Source organism: Pedobacter sp. NO84 (assembly GCF_059703915.1).
Genome location: NZ_AP046575.1, coordinates 2,357,656 through 2,379,207 on the forward strand (window position 1 = coordinate 2,357,656; position 21,552 = coordinate 2,379,207).

The following is a 21,552-nucleotide window of genomic DNA, read 5'->3' on the forward strand; positions in this document are numbered from 1 at the left end:
ACAACATTTAACACCTTATGAATATCGGATACGATGGTAAACGTGCAGCTAATAATTTAACCGGATTAGGCAACTATAGCCGATCGTTGGTTGAACATTTGGCGCTTCAATTTCCTGAAAATCAATATTTAATTTATACCCCAAAAGCTAAACTAAATACCGCTAATCTTGCTCTTTTTTCGAAGAAAAATGTCAAATTAGTTCTACCAAACAAATCAGGTTTGTTTTGGAGAAGTAGTGGTATTAAAGATCAGTTAGCCGATGATAAAATTGATCTTTTTCATGGACTAAGTCATGAAATCCCATTTGGAATAAAAAAAATAGGCATTAAAAGTATCGTAACCATTCACGATTTAATATTTCTAAAAGAGCCTAACTATTATAAATGGATTGACAGAACCATCTATAAATTTAAAAGTCGATATGCCTGCGAAAACGCTGATAGAATTATTGCCATCAGCGAGAAGACAAAGCAGGATATTGTAGAGCTCTATCAAACTGATCCCGCAAAAATCGATGTGATTTACCAAAGCTGCGATGATTCATTTAAAAAAGAAGTACCAACAGCAGAAAAGGAACAAGTACGGGAGCAGTACAAACTGCCAAAAAAATATCTCCTATATGTGGGCACCATCGAAGCCCGTAAGAATTTAGTAAGATTGATCCAGGCTTTGCCAAAGATCGACGCCTCCTACCGGTTGGTGGTTATTGGCAGGGCCACCAGTTATTTAGACCTCGTTAAAAAAGAAATAGAAAAAAATGGGTTACAGCACAGGGTGATTTTCTTTAACAACATTCCCTACAGCACTCTTCCCGCCGTATACCAAATGGCAACAGCCTTTATTTTACCTTCCTATTACGAAGGTTTTGGAATTCCAATTATCGAAGCTTTATACGGAAATGTACCTGTTATAGCGGCTACAGGATCGTGCTTGGAAGAAGCGGGAGGCCCAGATAGCCTGTATTTTTCTCCCGATAGTAGCGAAGATCTTGCCCATGCAGTTAATAAAGTATTAGCAAATAAGCAATTGCAGGATGTAATGAAAACAAAGGGACTACAACACGTGCAAAAATTTAATACTGGGATTGTTACAGAGCAATTAATGGATTGTTATCTAAAAACACTGGCATGATGAAAAGCTGTGTAGTTATTTTCCCGCTCTATCAACAGCCTAGCCCCATTGAACTTGCATTTATGGAAAACGGACTGCAGCAAACCAAAGGATTTAAGCAGGTTATTGTTGCCCCAGAGGGATTGTTAATAGACCATACCTATGGCTTATTGGAACAACTGGAAGTTAAACGTTTTGCTAAACATTATTTTGAAGGTATAAATGGATACAACAAATTGTTATTGGCCAAAGGATTTTATGCTGCCTTTGGTTTATACGATTATCTGCTCACCCATCAGGCAGATGTTTATTTGTTTAAGGACGAGTTAACCCAGTGGTGCGAAAAGGATTACGATTACATTGGTGCTCCATGGTTTAGGCCCGATAGGTTAAATCGGAGTGCATCTTTTGAATTTTGGCAAAAATTGAAGCTCAGCTATAAAAAGAATAAAACTTATGGAACCAGACATAATAAAGTAGGGAACGGAGGTTTATCTTTAAGAAAAATAAGCACTGCATTAAAAGTGCTCGAAAAAGTTAACCCAGCCTTGCTAAATAAATACCTAAACCTAGAGGGTGACGGATATAATGAAGATATTTTTTGGTCTTTGGAAGCACCTAAAATTATAGATTTTAACATCCCGGATTGGCAAGAAGCCTTGAAGTTTGCAGTAGAGTTCCATCCAGAAATTGCTTTTGAATATTTAAATCAAAATTTGCCTTTTGGTTGCCATGCACCATTGAAACATAATCCTGATTTTTGGGGAAAATTTATTCCAGACTTACGAAGTCTTAAGACTTCGTAAGTCTAAGAATCATCTACAAAGCATATGAGAAACGAAATCGAAAAAGCGTTACAAGTGTTAAAAGAAGGTGGGGTAATCCTCTATCCTACGGATACTGTTTGGGGACTGGGATGCGATGCTACAAATGAAGCTTCGGTGGCTAAGGTAAATGCGATTAAAGGCAGAGCAATTGATAAAAGCCTCATCATCCTGTTGGATACCGACAATAAATTACAAAGCTATGTTACCGAAATTCCGGATGTGGCCTACGAACTTATCGAATATGCTGAGAATCCTTTAACCATTGTTTTTTCTGGAGCAAAAAATCTAGCGAAAAATGTAATTAATAGCGATGGAACAATTGGTATTCGTGTGGTTAAACACGATTTCTGTGAGCAGCTTATACAACGATTCCGTAAACCAATTGTATCTACTTCAGCTAATATTAGCGGCCAACCCACACCAAAGTTTTTTGATGAAATAAATGAAGAAGTTATAGGAAAAGTTGATTATGTGGTTAATCTTGAGCAAGAAAGCCGCGATCCCAAAAAGCCATCAACCATTATTAAATTAGGTCCGTCGGGGCAGTTTGAGTTTATAAGGAAATAAACAAGGTATGACCCATTTTAGAAATAGGAAATGGGAAAGAGATGGAGAGTGGCTGTATCGAGATTATGAGGAGTAAGAAGTAAGGTATTTTGGGAATAAAGATTGGGAGCAATTTCTATTCTATATTTCCGTTCCTATTTCTCACACCTTATTCCCTACTCCCTATTTCTTATTCCTATTCCTAATCTCTATTCCCCATTCCCTACAACCATTATACCTGAAACCCAATTGTTTTTACTAATTTCGCATGTTTTTGTCCTGATGATGGAAGGATTTCTATAAATGAATCTGTGCGCTGGAGACAATCTAATTTTATGCAACAACACCTACAAAATCCAATATTTAAAATTCTGGCAACTATTGCCGATCAAACCGAAACAAAGGCTTATGTAATCGGTGGATTTGTACGCGATGTATTTTTAGAAAGGATTTCAAAGGATATTGATATTGTTGTACTTGGCAATGGGATAGATTTTGCCGAAAAAGTTGGTCGGCACCTAAATACTAAGGTGGCTATTTTCAAGAATTTCGGCACTGCCATGCTTAAATATAACGATCTCGAAATTGAATTTGTTGGTGCTAGGAAAGAATCATACCGCGCAAACTCCCGTAAACCCATTGTAGAGGATGGAACCTTGGAAGATGATCAGCTAAGAAGGGATTTTACCATCAACGCCTTAGCTATTACGCTTAATGCGCCACATTTTGGGCAATTAATAGACCCTTTTAATGGCCTAAGAGATTTAGAAGATAAAACTATCCGTACACCTTTAGATCCAGTTGTTACCTTTTCAGACGATCCCTTGCGCATGATGCGAGCTATCCGCTTTGCTGCCCAACTAAACTTTACCATACATGAAAGTGCTATAACAGCTATCAAAAACCAGAAACAGAGAATAAGTATCGTTTCTAAAGAAAGAATTACAGACGAATTAAATAAAATAATCTTAGCTAAAACACCGTCAATTGGATTTAACTATTTATTTGATACGGGTTTACTTCACTTGATATTTCCTCAAATGGCGGCTTTGTACGGCGTGGAGATTATTAAAGGAAAAGGACACAAAGATAATTTTTATCATACCTTACAGGTTTTAGATAATATTTGTGAGCATACCGATGATCTTTGGTTGCGTTGGGCCGCCATTTTGCACGACATTGCTAAACCTCCCACAAAAAGATTTGAGGAAGGTCATGGTTGGACTTTCCATGGACATGAAGATAAAGGAGCAAGAATGGTTCCCCAGATCTTCGCCCAATTGAAATTACCGTTAAATGAAAAAATGAAATTTGTGCAAAAATTAGTACAGCTTCATTTGCGTCCAATTGTTTTAGCTCAGGAAAAAGTTACGGATTCGGCAGTTAGAAGACTATTATTCGAAGCTGGCGAAGAAATTGATAGCCTAATGATGCTCTGCAATGCAGATGTAACTACCAAAAATGAATATAAGATCAAAAAATACCGAAACAACTTTGAGCTGGTAAAGCAAAAGTTAAAGGATGTTGAAGAAAAAGACCAGCTCAGAAACTGGCAGCCTCCGATTTCGGGAAATGATATTATGGAAACTTTTGGCATAACAGCGGGTAAAGAAGTGGGGATATTAAAAAATATGATAAGAGAAGCAATTTTAGAAGGGGAAATTAAAAACAATTATGAGGAGGCTTTTAACTTTATGCTTTTAAAGGCTAAGGAATTAGGTCTAAATCCCATTAGAAGTTAATCAAACCCAACGAAATTATTATTTATTTCTTAAATTTACAGATAGAAACAGTATAAGCGCAATGGCAATTTATAGATTTAAAATTTCTTTTGAAGATTTTGACGACGTAGTAAGAGAGATCGATATTAAAACAAATCAGACCTTTGAGGACTTACATCGGGCTATCCATCGCTCTACAGGTTACCAAGCAGATAAATCTTCATCATTTTATGTAAGCACGGATAACTGGATTAAAGGGGACGAAATTGCGCTTTTGCCAAACGAACGAAAAGTAAATAATGGGGTAACCTTAATGGAGAAGGCTAAATTGAGCAACTTTATTGAAGATCCACATCAAAAATTCTATTACATCTATAATTTCGAACGTCCATTTGATTTTCATGTAGAACTGATCAAAATTATTTTAGACAACGATCCCAATATTGAATATCCGTTTTTGGTTAGAAGTACTGGAGAAGCACCAAAAATTATCGATAAAAATGCTGGAGGATTTGCAGTAAGCAGTAATGCTGTATCTACAGATTTCGATTTCTTAAATGAAATGGATTTTGTGCCAGAAGATACCGAAGAATTAGAAGCGATGGGCGGTAGGGGCATTATGGCCGAAGAAGTGGATGAAGAAGCTGAAGAAGAAGAGGAAAAAGATGAATTTGCAGATAGCGACGATTTCGAAGAAGACTTTGGTAGCGAAAAAGAAGAATATTAAGAAATGATTTCACCGATTAAGATTAACTTTAGCTGTAGTAGAACCTCCAGATTATTACCCTAAGCTTGTTGAAGGGCATTCTCTGCCTTACGCTTCGCGGTTGATTACACAGATTTAAAGATTTCACAGATTAAATGGTAAATAATCTTGTAACTTACAATCTAGGAGTCTTAAAATCTGATAATCCTAAAATCATATTGAAAACATTAATTGTTATTGTTGGGCCTACGGCTATAGGCAAAACCGCCTTGGCTATTGAGCTTGCTAAGTACTTTCACACCGAGATTATTTCGGCAGATTCCCGTCAATTTTTCAAGGAAATGAATATTGGTACCGCTAAGCCCTCTACAGAAGAACTGGCTGCAGCACCACATCATTTTATCGATTCACATAGTGTAAAAACATTATTCAGTACTGGTGATTTTGAAGTTGAGGCTCTCCAATTAATAGCTGAGCTTTTTCAAAAACACGACATCTTGATCATGGTTGGTGGATCTGGCTTATATATTGATGCCGTTTGTAAAGGATTAGATAAACTTCCTGAAATTGATCTGGCTGTTCGAGACAAGTTGAATAAGTTAGTTGAAACAGAAGGTATTGAACCCATTAAAGCGCAATTGCAAGAACTCGATGCAGAATATTATGCAAAAGTAGACAATTCAAATCCACAACGAATGATCAGAGGATTAGAGGTTGTACTTTCTACGGGGAAAAAAATAAGCTCTTTTTTAACCGCTAGTACGAAAGAAAGGCCCTTTCACATCATTAAAATCGGACTCAATACCGATCGCGAAGTTCTATACCATCGGATAAATGAGCGCGTAGATTTAATGTTGGAAGCAGGCCTGTTGGATGAAGTAAACCAACTTCGGGCTTATCGAGAATATAACGCACTAAATACGGTGGGGTACTCAGAATTGTTTGACTATTTAGATGGCAAAACAGATCTTCCTTCTGCAGTTGCGATGATAAAACAAAACACAAGACGATTTGCCAAACGTCAACTCACCTGGTTTAGAAGGGATGAAAACACATCGTGGTTTGAACCAGATCAGATTGAGGAGATAGTTGATTATCTTACTGATAAACTCAAACTTACGAAGTTTTAAAACTTCGTAAGTTATGCTTGCGCCGTAGGTCCGCCAAAATTCATAGGGAAACCTGGGGGTTCTTCTTGGGTTTTAATTCTACCGTTTATCGCTTCATACTTCTCCAAATTATCTTGCATTGCATTTAATAATCGCTTTGCATGCTCTGGAGTTAGAATAATTCTTGCCTTTACTTTCGCCTTTGGCACACCTGGCATAATGCGGATAAAATCCAAAACAAATTCGGTATTAGAATGTGTGATGATAGCTAGGTTAGAAAAAATACCTTCAGCAATTTCTTCTGATAGTTCTATATTGAGTTGGTTCTCGTTCTGTTGCTCTTCCATAACACAAAAATAGGAATAAAATCCAAAAGGAGCTCATCGGATGAGTCATCCGATGAGCAGTTTAAAAAAAATCCCCAGCGATTTAACACTGGGGATTCCTTACAGTCCTTTTAAGGAGTTGTTATTGATCATTATGCTTCAACTTCTTCTTCTTCTTGTTTTGAAGCTAATAATTTATCGTATTCTTCTTGTGAACCTACAATGATACGCTCATATCCACGAACTCCAGTACCTGATGGGATCAAGTGACCAACAATTACGTTTTCTTTTAAGCCTAACATGTTATCACGTTTACCCGCAATTGCTGCTTCATTCAGTACTTTAGTGGTTTCCTGGAATGATGCTGCAGAGATAAACGATTTAGTTCCCAATGAAGCACGGGTAATCCCTTGTAAAATTGAACTCGCAGTTGCAGGTTGTGCATCACGTACTTCAATCTGTTTTAAATCTTTACGTTTTAACTGAGAATTTTCGTCTCTTAATTTACGCAATGAAAGAATCTGACCAGGTTTAACCGTATTCGAATCGCCTGCTTCTACTACTACTTTTTTGTCGTAGATCTCGTCGTTCTCAACCATAAAGTCCCAACGATCTACAGAATCATTTTCTAGGAAACGGGTATCCCCTGGATCTTCGATATGAACTTTCTGCATCATTTGGTGTACAATAACTTCAAAGTGCTTATCATTAATTTTCACACCCTGCAAACGATAAACTTCTTGAATTCCGTTTACCAAATATTCTTGTACTGCCGCAGGACCTTTGATTGCTAAAATATCAGCAGGAGAAATTGATCCATCTGATAATGGCATACCAGCTTTCACAAAGTCGTTATCCTGAACCAAAATGTGTTTAGACAATGGAACAAGGTATTTTTTAACTTCTCCGTCTTTAGATTCGATAGTCATTTCGCGATTACCACGTTTAACACCACCTAAAGTTACCACACCATCAATCTCTGTTACTACAGCAGGGTTAGACGGGTTACGTGCTTCAAATAACTCGGTAACACGTGGTAAACCACCTGTAATATCTCGGGTCTTACCTGTAGCACGAGGTATTTTAACTAAGATCTGTCCAGTTTGTACAGCTTCACCCTCGTCGATAGCAATGTGGGCACCAACAGGGATGTTATATCCTCTAATCAGCTCACCTTTTTTATCAACCACTCTAATTGATGGGTTTTTAGTTTTATCACGTGTATCGATAATTACTTTTTCGCGGTGACCAGTTTGTTCATCTGATTCTTCACGGAAAGTAACACCTTCTACGATGGCATCAAATTCGATTTTACCTGCAAATTCTGAGATAATAACCGCATTATATGGATCCCATGAACAGATTTTATCACCTTTAGCAACTTTATCACCTTCTTTAACATATAAAAATGCCCCATAAGGGATATTGTTGGTTACAATGATCTTTCCTGTACCTGGTTCGGTAATTTTAAACTCGCCTGAACGACCCAATACAATTTCAGTTTTACCATCTTCTGTATTAGTTTCTACTGTACGTAGATTTTCAAATTCGATAACACCGTCAAACTTAGCATTGATCTGAGATTCTGCAGCAATATTTGATGCAGTACCACCCACGTGGAATGTACGTAAGGTTAACTGTGTACCCGGCTCTCCGATAGACTGTGCAGCAATTACACCCACAGCCTCACCTCTTTGAACACGTTTACCCGATGCTAAGTTACGACCATAACATAGTGAACAAACACCACGCTTATTTTCGCAGGTTAATACCGAACGAATTTCAATACCTTCTAATGGAGATTCTTCGATCGTTTTTGCAATTTCTTCATTTATATCATCACCTGCAGCAACTAATAACTTGCCGTCTAATGGATTAAATACATCATGAAGGGAAATACGACCTAAAATTCTATCATATAATGGTTCAACAATATCTTCATTATCTTTTAACGCAGTAGTGTACATTCCTCTTAAAGTACCACAATCAACCGCGTTAACGATCATATCTTGTGCTACGTCATGTAAACGACGGGTTAAGTAACCCGCATCAGCTGTTTTTAACGCCGTATCTGCTAAACCTTTACGAGCACCGTGGGTTGAGATAAAGTATTCTAATACCGATAATCCTTCTTTAAAGTTAGATAAAATCGGGTTTTCGATAATCTCACCACCTGAACCTGATTTTTGAGGCTTAGCCATCAAACCACGCATCCCTGCTAACTGACGGATTTGCTCTTTAGAACCACGGGCTCCAGAGTCTAACATCATGTAAACAGAGTTGAAACCTTGGTTATCGCTAGACAATTGGTTCATTACAAACGTGGTTAAACGGTTGTTGATACGCGTCCAGATATCGATAATTTGGTTGTAACGTTCGTTGTTGGTAATGAAACCCATGTTATAGTTGTTTCTTACCTCTTCAACTTCACCAGCAGCTTGCTCTAATAACGTATGTTTCTCTACAGGAATATTAACATCCTGTAAGTTAAACGATAATCCACCTTGGAAAGCCATTCTGAAACCCAATTCTTTGATATCATCCAAGAATCTTGCCGAACGGGCCATACCAGTCATTTTTACTACTTCACCGATAATATCTCTTAAAGATTTCTTGGTTAATAGCTCATTGATATATCCTACTTCTTCAGGTACCATTTGGTTAAACAATACTCTACCAACAGTAGTATCGGTTAATTTATTTACAATAGTTCCATCTTCTTGTTTTACATTAACTTTTACTTTAATAAAAGCATGCAAATCAATTTTCTTCTCGTTGTAAGCAATAATAACCTCTTCTGGAGAATAGAATGAAGCATCTTGTCCCTTAACTACACGACCTTCATCAGTTCTACGACCTTTGGTAATATAATAAAGGCCCAAAACCATATCCTGAGAAGGAACAGTAATTGGAGTACCATTTGCAGGGTTTAGAATGTTGTGGGCTGCAAGCATTAACACTTGAGCTTCCAATATTGCTGCATGACCTAACGGTAAATGCACCGCCATCTGGTCACCATCAAAATCCGCGTTAAATGCGGTACATACTAAGGGGTGCAGTTGGATTGCTTTACCTTCAACCAATTTAGGCTGGAAAGATTGGATACCCAATCTGTGCAAAGTAGGTGCACGGTTAAGCAATACAGGGTGTCCTTTCAATACGTTTTCAAGGATATCCCATACCAATGGATCTTTTCTATCTACAATTTTCTTAGCAGATTTAACCGTTTTCACAATTCCTCTTTCTATCATCTTGCGAATGATAAATGGTTTGAAAAGCTCAGCAGCCATATCTTTAGGTAAACCGCATTCATGTAATTTAAGGTTTGGACCTACAACAATTACCGAACGAGCTGAATAATCAACACGTTTACCTAGTAAGTTCTGACGGAAACGACCTTGTTTACCTTTCAGAATATCTGAAAGTGATTTTAGGGCACGGTTACCTTCAGTTTTAACGGCGTTTACTTTACGTGAGTTATCAAATAACGAATCTACAGCTTCCTGTAACATACGTTTTTCGTTACGTAAAATAACTTCTGGCGCTTTAATCTCGATCAAACGTTTTAAACGGTTGTTACGGATAATTACACGACGATATAAATCGTTCAGATCTGAAGTTGCAAAACGACCACCTTCTAAAGGCACTAACGGACGTAATTCTGGCGGAATAACAGGAACAATCTTGATGATCATCCACTCAGGGTTATTCTCGATACGTGTTTTCGCACCACGGAAGGCTTCTACAACCTGAAGACGTTTTAATGCTTCGTTTTTACGTTGTTGAGAAGTTTCATTCGCAGCTTGGTGACGTAAATTGTATGATAAAGTATCTAAATCAATACGTTTCAATAAATCTTCTAATGCTTCAGCACCCATTTTGGCGATGAATTTATTAGGGTCTTTATCATCTAAATATTGGTTTTCTTTAGGTAATTTATCCAAGATATCTAAATATTCTTCTTCTGTTAGGAAGTCCATATAATTGATACCTTGATCTGCCATTAAACCAGACTGGATTACTACATAACGTTCGTAATAAATGATCAGATCTAATCTTTTGGTAGGTAAACCTAAAAGGTAACCGATTTTGTTTGGTAATGAACGGAAATACCAGATGTGCGCCACCGGAACCACCAAGTTAATGTGTCCCATGCGCTCTCTACGTACTTTTTTCTCAGTTACCTCTACACCACAGCGATCGCAAACAATCCCTTTATAACGGATACGTTTGTATTTACCGCAATGGCATTCGTAATCTTTTACCGGACCGAAAATACGCTCGCAGAATAAACCATCACGTTCGGGTTTATAGGTACGATAGTTAATCGTTTCAGGTTTTAACACCTCACCGCTCGAGCGCTCTAAGATATTCTCAGGCGATGCCAAGCTAATGGTAATCGAGGTGAAATTGCTTTTTAATTTATTATCCTTTTTGTAAGACATACTTCTTTAAGGTTAAAATGTAAGAGGTAAGATGGAAGATGGAAGGGACATATACGCCATTTTCCATCTTACATTTTACATCATTATTAGTCTAACGTAATATCTAAACCTAAACCGCGTAGCTCATGTACCAATACATTAAATGATTCTGGTACACCTGGAGTTGGTAGGTTTTCGCCTTTAACAATGGCTTCGTAGGTTTTGGCTCTTCCGATTACATCATCCGATTTAACGGTTAATATTTCTTGAAGGATATTAGCAGCACCAAATGCTTCTAATGCCCAAACCTCCATCTCACCAAAACGCTGACCACCGAATTGTGCTTTACCGCCCAATGGTTGTTGTGTAATTAATGAGTATGGTCCGATAGAACGGGCGTGCATCTTATCATCAACCATGTGACCCAGTTTAAGCATATAAATAATACCCACTGTAGTTGGCTGATCAAATTTCTCGCCTGTTAAACCATTATGTAAGTAAGTTCTGCCTGATGCCGGAACTCCTGCCTTAGCAATCCATTCCTCTACTTCATCAGAGCTAGCGCCATCAAAAATTGGAGTTGCAAATTTAACGCCCAATTCTTTTCCGGCCCATGCCAATACAGTTTCATAGATCTGACCTAAGTTCATACGTGAAGGTACACCCAATGGGTTCAACACAATATCAACAGGTGTTCCATCTTCTAAGAAAGGCATATCTTCATCACGTACGATACGGGCAACAATACCCTTATTACCGTGACGACCAGCCATCTTATCCCCTACTTTTAATTTACGTTTCTTGGCCACATATACTTTCGCCATTTGAACAATCCCTGATGGTAACTCGTCACCAACACTAATTGCGAATTTATCGCGTTTGTAAGCACCTAATTCTTCGTTAACACGGATACCATAGTTATGCAATAACAATTTGATCTGGTCATTTTTGTCCTCGTCAGTTGTCCATTTGTATGGGTTAATATGTGCATACTCTAGGTCTGCCAATATTTTCTGTGTAAACTTAGCTCCTTTGGCGATCAATAATTCTTTGTAAACATTGAATACACCTTGAGATGTTTTGCCGTTTACAATGGTGAATAACTTATCAACCAATTCGTTTTTAAGGTTCTCTGTAGCTAAATTATATCTTTTATCTAATTTCTCGATAGCTGATTTTTCTTCCGCTTTGGTAGTTTTCTTAGCTCTTGAGAATAATTTGGTATCAATTACCACACCTTTAATAGAAGGTGGAGTTTTTAATGACGCATCTTTCACATCACCAGCTTTATCGCCGAAAATTGCACGCAATAATTTCTCTTCTGGCGAAGGATCAGACTCTCCTTTTGGTGTAATCTTACCGATAAGGATATCGCCTTCTTTTACTTCAGCACCGATACGGATGATACCGTTTTCGTCCAAATCTTTAGTAGCTTCTTCAGAAACGTTAGGGATATCTGGTGTTAATTCCTCTTCTCCACGTTTTGTATCACGTACTTCCAATTCAAATTCTTCGATATGCAAAGAGGTAAAGATATCTTCTCTAACAATACGTTCGTTAATTACGATCGCATCCTCAAAGTTATATCCTTGCCAAGGCATGAAAGCCACTTTTAGGTTTCTTCCTAATGCCAACTCACCATTTTCAGTTGCATAACCTTCGCAAAGCACCTGACCTTTAACCACTTTTTGACCTTTCTTAACGATTGGTTTTAAGTTGATACAGGTATTTTGATTGGTTTTTTTGAACTTAATTAATTGGTAAGTTTTGCTATCACCTTCAAATGAAACTAAACGATCTCCATCGTTACGTACATATTTGATGGTAATTTCGTTTGCATCAACATATTCTACTACGCCATCACCTTCTGCGTTGATCAATGTTCTTGAATCGCGAGCAACGCGACCTTCTAAACCTGTACCAACAATTGGAGCTTCGGGACGTAACAAAGGTACAGCCTGACGTTGCATGTTAGATCCCATCAATGCCCTGTTCGCATCATCATGCTCTAAGAAAGGGATCAAAGATGCAGCGATTGATGTAATCTGGTTAGGAGCAATATCCATTAAGTCTAATTTCTCAGGCTCAATAATCGGGAAGTCACCCTCGTAACGTGCTTTAACACGAGGAGTAGTAAAGTTACCTTTATCATCGTACTCTGCATTTGCCTGAGCGATGGTTTTACCATCCTCATCTTCTGCAGAAAGATAGATAACATCTTTATCCATGGCTACGATACCATTCTCAACAATTTTATAAGGGGTTTCGATGAAACCTAAATTGTTAATTTTAGCATGTACACAAAGTGAAGAAATCAAACCGATGTTTGGTCCCTCAGGTGTCTCGATAGTACATAAACGACCATAGTGGGTGTAGTGAACATCACGAACCTCGAAACCTGCACGCTCACGTGATAAACCACCTGGGCCTAGGGCCGATAAACGGCGTTTGTGTGTGATCTCTGCCAAAGGATTGGTTTGATCCATGAACTGCGACAACTGGTTGGTACCAAAGAAAGAGTTAATAACCGACGATAAGGTACGGGCATTAATCAGATCTGTTGGTGTAAACACCTCATTGTCGCGGATATTCATACGCTCACGGATTGTTCTAGCCATACGGGCTAAACCAACACCGAATTGCGCATATAATTGCTCACCTACTGTACGTACACGACGATTAGACAAGTGATCAATATCATCCACTTCTTCTTTAGAGTTGATCAATTTGATCAAGTATTTAACAATAGCGATAATATCAGCTTTCGTTAAAACTTTTACATGATCAGGGGTATCCATTTTTAACTTACGGTTAATGCGGTATCTACCTACATCTCCTAAGTCGTAACGTTTATCCGAGAAGAACAAACGTTCGATAATACCTCTTGCGGTTTCTTCATCAGGTGGTTCTGCATTACGCAAAGCGCGATAGATGTTTTCAACGGCCTCTTTTTCAGAGTTTGAAGTATCTTTTTGTAAAGTATTGTATATAATGGTATAATCAGCTTGCGATGCACCATCATCTTTAGAAAGGATGATTGTTTTCACACCAGCATCAATGATCATATCGATATGGTCGTCTTCTAGAACGGTATCCCTATCTAAGATAACTTCGTTACGATCTATAGAAACAACTTCACCTGTATCTTCATCTACAAAATCTTCAACCCATTTTCTTAAAACTCTGGCAGCCAGTTTACGGCCGATAAATTTCTTCAACCCAGATTTGCTAACCTTTACTTCGTCAGCAAGATCAAACAGTTCCAAGATATCTTTATCAGAATCGTAACCGATTGCACGCAATAAGGTGGTTACCGGGAATTTTTTCTTACGGTCGATATAGGCATACATTACGTTATTAACGTCTGTTGCAAATTCGATCCAAGAACCTTTAAAAGGAATCACACGAGCAGAGTACAATTTGGTTCCATTTGTGTGACGGCTTTGGCCGAAGAATACACCTGGAGACCTGTGCAATTGAGAAACAATTACACGTTCTGCACCGTTGATCACAAATGTACCTTTTGGAGTCATATAAGGTATGGTTCCTAAGTATACATCTTGAATGATGGTTTCAAAATCCTCGTGTTCTGCATCATTACAAGAAAGTTTCAGCTTTGCTTTTAATGGAACACTGTAAGTTAACCCACGATCTATACATTCAGGAATGTCATAACGAGGTGGGTCAATAAAATAATCTAAAAATTCTAGAACAAATATGTTTCTTGAATCAGTGATTGGGAAATTTTCAGCGAATACTTTAAATAAACCTTCGGTATGACGGTTATCTGAAGTGGTTTCGATCTGAAAAAATTCTCTAAATGATTGCAACTGCACATCCAGAAAATCTGGATAATCTATGATATGCTTACTACGTGCAAAATTTACTCTTTGGTCTACGACTTTATTTGCCAAGGGACTAAATTTAATTTAGTTTAAGAATAAACTATTTGCTTGGTTTGCCTTTAAACAGATCATCAACCAAACAAGATGAAATGTATATAAACGGGAATAGACTCCGACTTAATAGTCGGAGTCTTATTCTTAAAGTTTCGTTAAAATTAAGTGATTACTTAATCTCAACTACAGCTCCAGCTTCTTCTAATTGTTTTTTCAAAGCTTCTGCTTCGTCTTTAGCAACACCAGTTTTTAATTCTTTAGGTGCACCATCAACTAGATCTTTAGCTTCTTTCAAACCTAAGCCAGTTAGGTCTTTTACCAATTTAACAACTGCTAGTTTAGCACCACCAGCTTCTTTCAAGATTACATCGAAAGTTGTTTTTTCTTCAGCTGCAGGAGCATCACCACCAGCAGCAGGACCTGCAACAGCAACTGCCGCAGCAGCTGGTTCGATACCATACTCGTCTTTTAAGATTTGAGCTAATTCGTTTACTTCTTTAACTGTTAAGTTTACCAATTGCTCAGCAAACGCTTTTAAATCTGCCATTTTTATAGATTTTAAAATTTTTACGTAAAATAATTTAATTTAATACGAACTTAGGGTTCGTTAACCTCTCTCTTGTAGTGTTTTAACTATACCTGCAAGTTTTCCTCCGCTAGACTGTAATGCCGAAACAACATTTTTAGCTGGTGATTGTAATAGACCAATGATGTCGCCAATAAGTTCTTCTCTTGATTTAAGACTTACTAATGAATCTAGGTGGTTATCACCAACAAATATTGCCGAATCGATATAAGCAGCTTTCAGCACAGGTTTCTCTTCTTTTCCTTTTCTAAGGGCTCTGATCAGCTTTGCTGGACCATTACCTACTTTTGAAAATAATAAAGCCGATTGACCTTTTAACGCTGGGAATATCTCAGATGAGTCGCCTTCTAATCCATCGATCGCAATTTTGATCAACGTATTTTTTGCAACTTTCATTTCGATTCCGCTTTCGAAACATTTGCGACGGATGTTATTTACTTTCTCAACAGAAAGGCCTGAGGTATCAGCAATATAAAAATTGCCATACTCTTGCATTTTCTCTTGAAGAGCTAAAACTACTTCTTGTTTTTCTTCTCTGTTCATAATTAGATCCCCGCTACTGATTTAGTTTCGATTGCAATTCCAGGACTCATTGTTGAAGAGACATGAATGCTCTTAAAATAAGTTCCTTTTGCAGCAGAAGGTTTTAATTTTGAAATCGTTTGAAGTACTTCTAACGCGTTCTCATATATTTTCTCTGCTGAGAATGATACTTTTCCTATCGAAGCGTGAATGATACCAGTTTTGTCAACTTTAAAATCAATTTTACCGCCTTTTACGTCAGTTACAGCTTTACCAACTTCGTTGGTTACTGTACCTGATTTTGGGTTTGGCATTAGGTTTCTTGGTCCTAAAACTCGGCCCAATTTACCTACTTTTGCCATACAAGCAGGAGTAGTGATAATAATGTCAACATCTGTCCAACCACCTTCAATCTTAGACACATACTCGTCTAAACCTACGAAATCTGCTCCAGCAGCTTTAGCTTCATCCTCCTTATCAGGAGTACAAAGAACTAAAACGCGAACAGTTTTACCAGTGCCGTGAGGTAAAGTAGCAATACCACGTACCATTTGATTGGCTTTACGTGGATCTACACCTAAACTCACATCGATATCAACCGATGCATCAAATTTAGTTGTAGTGATCTCTTTTACCAGCGCAGCCGCATCCTGTAAAGAATACGATTTACCGATTTCTAGTTTAGCTTGTGCCTGTTTTTGATTTTTTGTTAATTTAGCCACTGTTGTAAACTGTTTATTGTTAATTAATTTGTCCAGGGCGCATCACCGTTAACGGTAATTCCCATACTGCGTGCTGTACCTGCTACCATTTTCATAGCAGATTCGATAGTGAAAGCATTTAAATCAGTCATCTTATCTTCAGCAATTGACTTAACTTGATCCCAAGTCACCGAACCAACTTTTTTACGGTTGGGCTCAGCAGAACCACTCTGTAATTTTGTAGCATCCAATAATTGAATAGCCACTGGAGGGGTTTTGATGATAAATTCGAAAGACTTGTCGACATATACAGTAATTACAACGGGTAATACTTTACCTGGCTTATCTTGGGTACGAGCATTAAATTGTTTGCAAAATTCCATGATATTAACACCTTTAGCACCTAATGCAGGTCCTACTGGTGGTGATGGGTTTGCAGCTCCGCCTTTGATTTGTAATTTAACAAGTGCACCGACTTCTTTTGCCATTTTCTGATTTGTTAATTGTAATACTCAATGTTAAATATTGGAAGCATGTAACATTTAAGGTCTTTAGCTAAGAGAATGGGGCCTGGAGCTTGTGAGTACAAAACCACCTCTTCCCCTCTTTTTGCTATTTATATTTTCTAGTTCGGTTATGGCCTTAGGCATTAAATAGCCCATTACCCCATGCCCTCTGCTATTCTTTCTCTACTTGCATATAGTTAAGTTCAAGTGGTGTTTTACGACCAAAAATCTTAACCATAACTTTCAATTTTTTCTTTTCTTCGTTAACTTCTTCAATTACTCCGGTAAAGCCATTAAATGGACCATCCATAACTTTAACGTTTTCGCCCACATAATAAGCGATATTCATAGTTTCAGTTTGTTGGCTCATTTCGTCAACCTTACCTAAAATACGGTTAACTTCTGCTTGGCGCATTGGGATAGGATTGCCGGCTTTATCGCCCAAAAATCCGATCACACTGTTCACACCTTTTATAATATGTTCCAATTCTCCGTCTAAAATAGCTTCGATTAGCACATAACCAGGATAAAAATTACGTTCTTTAGCAATCTTCTTACCCTCTTTCATCTGGTAGTATTTTTCCATAGGAATTAATACTTGAGGTACAAGATGAGAAAAGCCTAAACGACTGATTTCAGAATCAATATATTGTTTTACCTTTTTCTCTTTACCACTTACCGCTCTAACTACGTACCACTTTAACTGATCGCTCATCTAGTCTAATTATGAAAGTGAATTATAAAAAGTTTCTAAAATATAGTTGGCACCCTTATCCATTGCAAATACAATAAGTGCAATAATTAACGATGCTACCAGAACCAATACAGCAGAATTTTGCAACTCTCCCCATGTAGGCCAAGTTACCTTCTGGGTCATTTCTTCGTATGATTCTTTAATAAATTGAACTACACCAGCCATATTGATATAAAATTAAAATTAGCTAATTAGCTAATAAGCTAATTCTCACATTGTTTTAGCACGGGAACAAGGATTCGAACCCTGATCAAAGGTTTTGGAGACCTCTATTCTACCATTGAACTATTCCCGTATGCGCAATTAGCTAATCAGCAAATCTGTCCCGCGAGGGATGCATTTGCACTAATTAGCTAATTGGTATTAATTAGGTATTATACCTTATTTTAAAATCTCAGTTACCTGACCAGCACCTACTGTTCTACCACCTTCACGGATAGCGAAACGTAGACCTTTTTCCATTGCGATTGCGTTAATTAACTTCACAGTAATGGTAACGTTATCACCTGGCATTACCATTTCAGTACCTTCAGCTAAAGTGATTTCACCTGTAACATCTGTTGTACGGAAATAGAATTGTGGACGGTATTTGTTAAAGAATGGAGTATGACGACCACCCTCTGCTTTTGACAATACATAGATCTCAGCTTTGAAATCAGTGTGAGGAGTTACTGAACCTGGTTTACAGATTACCATACCACGACGGATATCAGTTTTCTCAATACCACGTAACAATAGACCTACGTTATCACCAGCTTCACCATAATCAAGGATCTTACGGAACATCTCAACACCTGTTACAGTTGATTTAAGATTTTCAGCACCCATACCCAAGATCTCAACTGGATCTCCTGAGTTGATTACACCACGCTCGATACGACCAGTTGCAACAGTACCACGACCAGTGATCGAGAATACATCTTCAACAGGCATTAAGAATGGAAGTTCAGTTAAACGTGGAGGAATTGGAATGTAGCTATCTACAGCATCCATTAATTCCATGATTTTTGCTACCCATTTAGGATCGCCGTTTAAACCACCAAGTGCTGAACCTTGAATTACAGGAATATCATCACCAGGGAAATCATAGAATGATAATAGTTCACGAATTTCCATTTCTACTAATTCAAGCAATTCTGGATCATCCACCATATCAACTTTGTTCATGAACACAACAAGTGTTGGTACACCTACCTGGCGAGCCAATAGAATGTGTTCACGTGTTTGTGGCATTGGACCATCTGTAGCTGCAACAACAATAATTGCACCATCCATTTGAGCAGCACCAGTAACCATGTTCTTTACATAATCCGCGTGACCTGGACAGTCTACGTGTGCATAGTGACGGTTAGCTGTTGAATACTCAACGTGAGCTGTATTGATAGTGATACCTCTTTCTTTTTCCTCTGGAGCAGAGTCAATCGATTCAAATGAACGCGCCTCAGATAAACCAGCATCAGATAACACTTTAGTGATAGCTGCTGTTAAGGTTGTTTTACCGTGGTCAACGTGACCGATAGTGCCGATATTTAAGTGCGGCTTGCTGCGGTCAAACTTTTCTTTTGCCATGTTTTTATACTTATTAGTAGGTTAACTTTTTTTATTTATTTATTGTTTGATACAATTCAATACAAAAAACCTTGCTCATTCTGCCCATCCGCAGATTTAACAAAGCATTTGTTTATTCTTTTTGAGCCAACTATGGGAATTGAACCCATGACCTCTTCCTTACCAAGGAAGTGCTCTACCGCTGAGCTAAGTCGGCTTTTTTCAGTTTTCAGTTTCCAGTTTTCACTAACCGCAAACTGTCATCCCGATAGCTATCGGGAGCTAACTCAACTTTCATTGGAGCGGAAGACGAGGTTCGAACTCGCGACCTATAGCTTGGAAGGCTATCGCTCTACCAACTGAGCTACTTCCGCTTTCATCATCCGAAGCCGTGGCGAAGGATGATTTTCATTGGGTCAACTTCGCTAAGCTTCGTCGACCACAGTGGGGAGAGAAGGATTCGAACCTTCGAAATCTTGCGATAACAGAGTTACAGTCTGTCCCATTTGGCCGCTCTGGAATCTCCCCCCGTTTGTCCAGATGTGCAATCTGGACTTGCCGATCCGGATTTTAAATCCGGACTAACATAAAAAGAGCCTCCTATCGGGATCGAACCAATGACCTACTGATTACAAGTCAGTTGCTCTACCAGCTGAGCTAAGGAGGCTTTTATCTTGATATCACCTCCGTAGTCGATCAAATGACCTACTGATTATCCCGCACCTGCGGGACTCTACCAGCTGAGCTAGGGAGGCTTTTATCTTTCGTTAATTCGTTAAAATCAACGTTTTTGATAATAAATTAATCTTTCATAGAACTTCCGATTTCTTTTAGGCTAATGCCCCTTCCGAAATGGAATGCAAATCTACAAAAATTAATCTTTGAAAAAAATATATTTGAAAAAAAAATTTGGCGGAAGAAAACCCGCCAAATTCAATTTATTCGATAAAAAAATATTTCCTTAGTAATCAGACACTTCATCTGCATTTAACAAGGCCTTGTGCTCGCTTAGCTTCGCACGGGTTTTATCTTTATGTTTGGTAATTTGCTTTTTCAGGGATTCTATGGCCAAATCAGTTGCTTCTTCGAAAGATTTACATTGCTCTTTGGCAAACAACGTAATTCCGGGAACCATTAATTTTATTTCTGATATCTTATTTTCTTCGTCTTCTACGTTTTCTAACTTTAAATACACCTCGCCACCTATAATTTGGTCAAAGAATAAATCTAACTTATCTACTTTCTTTTGTATGAAATCCAGTAATTTCTGGTCTGCATTGAAATGGATCGACTGTACTCTAATTTTCATTTTTCCTCCTTTTTTATGCCTTTGGATGGGCTTGTTTATATATAGATTTTAAGCGTTCTACTGAATTATGTGTATAAACCTGGGTAGCAGCCAAACTGGAATGTCCAAGTAATTCCTTTATCGCATTGAGATCAGCACCACTATTTAGCAAGCTGCTCGCAAACGAATGCCTTAACACATGTGGACTCTTTTTATCTTGTGTTGATATATAGCCTAAGTATTTAGTTACAATCCTGTAAATAAATTTTTCGTAAGCATCAGCCCCTTTATCTGTAACGATTAACGCAGTGCTTTTGTTGTTAAATTTTTGAAGTGATTTTAGTAAGATATATTTATTTAATTGCTCTATCAATGGCTTATGAATCGGAATGATCCGTTCTTTATTTCTCTTACCCAGCACTTTAATTGTGCATTCGTAAAAATTGATATCACTTTCTTTGGTGCGTAACAATTCTGCTAAACGAACCCCCGTTCCAAAAAGGAGCTCGATCACCACTTTATCCCGCTGACTGTTAAAGCTCTCATCAAAATAGTCTATTTTATTCCCCATTTCGTCTGTAAAACCATCAAGCAATCGGTCTATCTTTATATCTTCTACAAAATTGGGCAAACGCTTCGGGACTTTTGGTGCCCTGATCAAGGTTGTTGGGCTCATCTTTATCACCCCCTCCCGAAGTAAGAACTTATAGAAGCTTCGAAGCGTAGAAATCTTTCGCCCAATGGCATTCTCTTTAACCTGGCGATCTAAAAGAGCAACCATGAAACTTCGGATGTGCGTAGCCTGGACATCAATTACCTTTAAATCTATTTCATTTTGCACAAAATCTTCAAACTGCAGTAAATCTGTTTGATAGGATTTGATAGTGTGGGGAGAATAGCGCTTCTCATGTTGCAGATAGGTTAAAAAACTGCTGATAAGCATAGGCCTTATGGTTGTTCGTGATTGTGAATATACA

General features: G+C 38.0%; 18 protein-coding genes and 5 tRNA genes. 6 read left to right on the forward strand and 17 right to left on the reverse strand.

The annotated features are described in order from the left end of the window. Window positions 1-17 precede the first annotated feature (17 nt). The 6 genes from AC6H0V_RS10145 to miaA all read left to right on the forward strand — a co-directional run bounded on the left by AC6H0V_RS10145 (window position 18) and on the right by miaA (window position 6,042). The gene (locus AC6H0V_RS10145; protein WP_497560074.1) at window positions 18-1,133 is read left to right on the forward strand and encodes a glycosyltransferase family 4 protein; all 1,116 of its coding nucleotides are present in this window, start codon (window positions 18-20) and stop codon (window positions 1,131-1,133) included. Then, window positions 1,130-1,918: a DUF5672 family protein gene (locus AC6H0V_RS10150; protein WP_497560075.1), complete on the forward strand. Its 789-nt coding sequence runs from the start codon at window positions 1,130-1,132 to the stop codon at window positions 1,916-1,918. Before AC6H0V_RS10145 ends, AC6H0V_RS10150 begins: the two co-directional genes overlap by 4 nt. A 24-nt stretch (window positions 1,919-1,942) precedes the next feature. After that, the gene (locus AC6H0V_RS10155) at window positions 1,943-2,506 is read left to right on the forward strand and encodes an L-threonylcarbamoyladenylate synthase (RefSeq protein WP_497560076.1); all 564 of its coding nucleotides are present in this window, start codon (window positions 1,943-1,945) and stop codon (window positions 2,504-2,506) included. Between the two features lie 314 nt (window positions 2,507-2,820). Beyond that, the gene (locus AC6H0V_RS10160; protein ID WP_497560077.1) at window positions 2,821-4,227 is read left to right on the forward strand and encodes a CCA tRNA nucleotidyltransferase; all 1,407 of its coding nucleotides are present in this window, start codon (window positions 2,821-2,823) and stop codon (window positions 4,225-4,227) included. A 61-nt stretch (window positions 4,228-4,288) separates the two neighbouring features. Next, complete coding sequence (locus tag AC6H0V_RS10165; protein WP_497560078.1) at window positions 4,289-4,933, forward strand: IS1096 element passenger TnpR family protein; 645 nt, start codon at window positions 4,289-4,291, stop codon at window positions 4,931-4,933. 197 nt (window positions 4,934-5,130) lie between these two features. Then, complete coding sequence (miaA, locus tag AC6H0V_RS10170; protein WP_497560079.1) at window positions 5,131-6,042, forward strand: tRNA (adenosine(37)-N6)-dimethylallyltransferase MiaA; 912 nt, start codon at window positions 5,131-5,133, stop codon at window positions 6,040-6,042. 11 nt (window positions 6,043-6,053) lie between these two features. Here the strand turns inward: miaA and AC6H0V_RS10175 are convergent, their stop codons facing one another. The 17 genes from AC6H0V_RS10175 to AC6H0V_RS10255 all read right to left on the reverse strand — a co-directional run bounded on the left by AC6H0V_RS10175 (window position 6,054) and on the right by AC6H0V_RS10255 (window position 21,518). After that, a complete protein-coding gene (locus tag AC6H0V_RS10175; protein WP_497560080.1) occupies window positions 6,054-6,368 on the reverse strand; it encodes a DUF3467 domain-containing protein in 315 nt (104 codons plus the stop codon). A 131-nt stretch (window positions 6,369-6,499) separates the two neighbouring features. Then, window positions 6,500-10,792: a DNA-directed RNA polymerase subunit beta' gene (gene rpoC / locus AC6H0V_RS10180; protein WP_497560081.1), complete on the reverse strand. Its 4,293-nt coding sequence runs from the start codon at window positions 10,790-10,792 to the stop codon at window positions 6,500-6,502. 86 nt (window positions 10,793-10,878) lie between these two features. Then, window positions 10,879-14,685 carry a DNA-directed RNA polymerase subunit beta gene (rpoB, locus tag AC6H0V_RS10185; RefSeq protein WP_497560082.1) on the reverse strand — a complete coding sequence of 1,269 codons (3,807 nt, stop codon included), beginning with the start codon at window positions 14,683-14,685 and terminating at the stop codon, window positions 10,879-10,881. 154 nt (window positions 14,686-14,839) lie between these two features. After that, window positions 14,840-15,217: a 50S ribosomal protein L7/L12 gene (gene rplL, locus AC6H0V_RS10190; RefSeq protein ID WP_497560083.1), complete on the reverse strand. Its 378-nt coding sequence runs from the start codon at window positions 15,215-15,217 to the stop codon at window positions 14,840-14,842. 60 nt (window positions 15,218-15,277) lie between these two features. Further along, on the reverse strand, window positions 15,278-15,799 hold the full coding sequence (gene rplJ / locus AC6H0V_RS10195) for a 50S ribosomal protein L10 (protein WP_497560084.1): 522 nt from the start codon (window positions 15,797-15,799) through the stop codon (window positions 15,278-15,280). Window positions 15,800-15,801: 2 nt separating this feature from the next. Next, complete coding sequence (gene rplA / locus AC6H0V_RS10200; RefSeq protein ID WP_497560085.1) at window positions 15,802-16,500, reverse strand: 50S ribosomal protein L1; 699 nt, start codon at window positions 16,498-16,500, stop codon at window positions 15,802-15,804. A gap of 23 nt (window positions 16,501-16,523) precedes the next feature. Next, on the reverse strand, window positions 16,524-16,967 hold the full coding sequence (gene rplK / locus AC6H0V_RS10205; RefSeq protein ID WP_497560086.1) for a 50S ribosomal protein L11: 444 nt from the start codon (window positions 16,965-16,967) through the stop codon (window positions 16,524-16,526). A 190-nt stretch (window positions 16,968-17,157) separates the two neighbouring features. Further along, entirely contained in the window at window positions 17,158-17,700 is a 543-nt protein-coding gene (nusG, locus tag AC6H0V_RS10210) for a transcription termination/antitermination protein NusG (RefSeq protein ID WP_497560087.1), read from the reverse strand. Window positions 17,701-17,709: 9 nt separating this feature from the next. Then, window positions 17,710-17,904 carry a preprotein translocase subunit SecE gene (gene secE, locus AC6H0V_RS10215; protein WP_497560088.1) on the reverse strand — a complete coding sequence of 65 codons (195 nt, stop codon included), beginning with the start codon at window positions 17,902-17,904 and terminating at the stop codon, window positions 17,710-17,712. A 59-nt stretch (window positions 17,905-17,963) separates the two neighbouring features. Then, window positions 17,964-18,034 (reverse strand) — tRNA-Trp (locus tag AC6H0V_RS10220). A gap of 86 nt (window positions 18,035-18,120) precedes the next feature. Further along, complete coding sequence (gene tuf, locus AC6H0V_RS10225; RefSeq protein WP_497560089.1) at window positions 18,121-19,308, reverse strand: elongation factor Tu; 1,188 nt, start codon at window positions 19,306-19,308, stop codon at window positions 18,121-18,123. 124 nt (window positions 19,309-19,432) lie between these two features. Further along, window positions 19,433-19,504: transfer RNA gene (locus AC6H0V_RS10230), tRNA-Thr, on the reverse strand. A gap of 81 nt (window positions 19,505-19,585) precedes the next feature. Next, window positions 19,586-19,661, reverse strand: a tRNA-Gly gene (locus AC6H0V_RS10235). A 71-nt stretch (window positions 19,662-19,732) separates the two neighbouring features. Beyond that, window positions 19,733-19,815, reverse strand: a tRNA-Tyr gene (locus tag AC6H0V_RS10240). A 66-nt stretch (window positions 19,816-19,881) separates the two neighbouring features. Further along, window positions 19,882-19,954, reverse strand: a tRNA-Thr gene (locus AC6H0V_RS10245). 294 nt (window positions 19,955-20,248) lie between these two features. Then, window positions 20,249-20,596: a ribosome hibernation-promoting factor, HPF/YfiA family gene (gene hpf / locus AC6H0V_RS10250; RefSeq protein ID WP_497560090.1), complete on the reverse strand. Its 348-nt coding sequence runs from the start codon at window positions 20,594-20,596 to the stop codon at window positions 20,249-20,251. A 13-nt stretch (window positions 20,597-20,609) separates the two neighbouring features. Beyond that, window positions 20,610-21,518 (reverse strand): phage lytic cycle repressor MrpR family protein, encoded by a 909-nt coding sequence (locus AC6H0V_RS10255; RefSeq protein ID WP_497560091.1) that lies wholly within the window; start codon window positions 21,516-21,518, stop codon window positions 20,610-20,612. Window positions 21,519-21,552: the final 34 nt, after the last annotated feature.

Excerpts from the sequence above, each read along its gene's own strand:
- rpoC (WP_497560081.1), bottom strand. The coding sequence starts at position 10,792 with ATGTCTTACAAAAAGGATAATAAATTAAAAAGCAATTTCACCTCGATT.
- AC6H0V_RS10150 (WP_497560075.1), top strand. The coding sequence starts at position 1,130 with ATGATGAAAAGCTGTGTAGTTATTTTCCCGCTCTATCAACAGCCTAGC.
- secE (WP_497560088.1), bottom strand. The coding sequence starts at position 17,904 with ATGGCTGGTGTAGTTCAATTTATTAAAGAATCATACGAAGAAATGACC.
- AC6H0V_RS10255 (WP_497560091.1), bottom strand. The coding sequence starts at position 21,518 with ATGCTTATCAGCAGTTTTTTAACCTATCTGCAACATGAGAAGCGCTAT.
- AC6H0V_RS10145 (WP_497560074.1), top strand. The coding sequence starts at position 18 with ATGAATATCGGATACGATGGTAAACGTGCAGCTAATAATTTAACCGGA.
- AC6H0V_RS10155 (WP_497560076.1), top strand. The coding sequence starts at position 1,943 with ATGAGAAACGAAATCGAAAAAGCGTTACAAGTGTTAAAAGAAGGTGGG.
- hpf (WP_497560090.1), bottom strand. The coding sequence starts at position 20,596 with ATGAAAATTAGAGTACAGTCGATCCATTTCAATGCAGACCAGAAATTA.
- nusG (WP_497560087.1), bottom strand. The coding sequence starts at position 17,700 with ATGAGCGATCAGTTAAAGTGGTACGTAGTTAGAGCGGTAAGTGGTAAA.
- rplJ (WP_497560084.1), bottom strand. The coding sequence starts at position 15,799 with ATGAACAGAGAAGAAAAACAAGAAGTAGTTTTAGCTCTTCAAGAGAAA.
- AC6H0V_RS10165 (WP_497560078.1), top strand. The coding sequence starts at position 4,289 with ATGGCAATTTATAGATTTAAAATTTCTTTTGAAGATTTTGACGACGTA.
- AC6H0V_RS10175 (WP_497560080.1), bottom strand. The coding sequence starts at position 6,368 with ATGGAAGAGCAACAGAACGAGAACCAACTCAATATAGAACTATCAGAA.
- tuf (WP_497560089.1), bottom strand. The coding sequence starts at position 19,308 with ATGGCAAAAGAAAAGTTTGACCGCAGCAAGCCGCACTTAAATATCGGC.
- AC6H0V_RS10160 (WP_497560077.1), top strand. The coding sequence starts at position 2,821 with ATGCAACAACACCTACAAAATCCAATATTTAAAATTCTGGCAACTATT.
- rplL (WP_497560083.1), bottom strand. The coding sequence starts at position 15,217 with ATGGCAGATTTAAAAGCGTTTGCTGAGCAATTGGTAAACTTAACAGTT.
- rplK (WP_497560086.1), bottom strand. The coding sequence starts at position 16,967 with ATGGCAAAAGAAGTCGGTGCACTTGTTAAATTACAAATCAAAGGCGGA.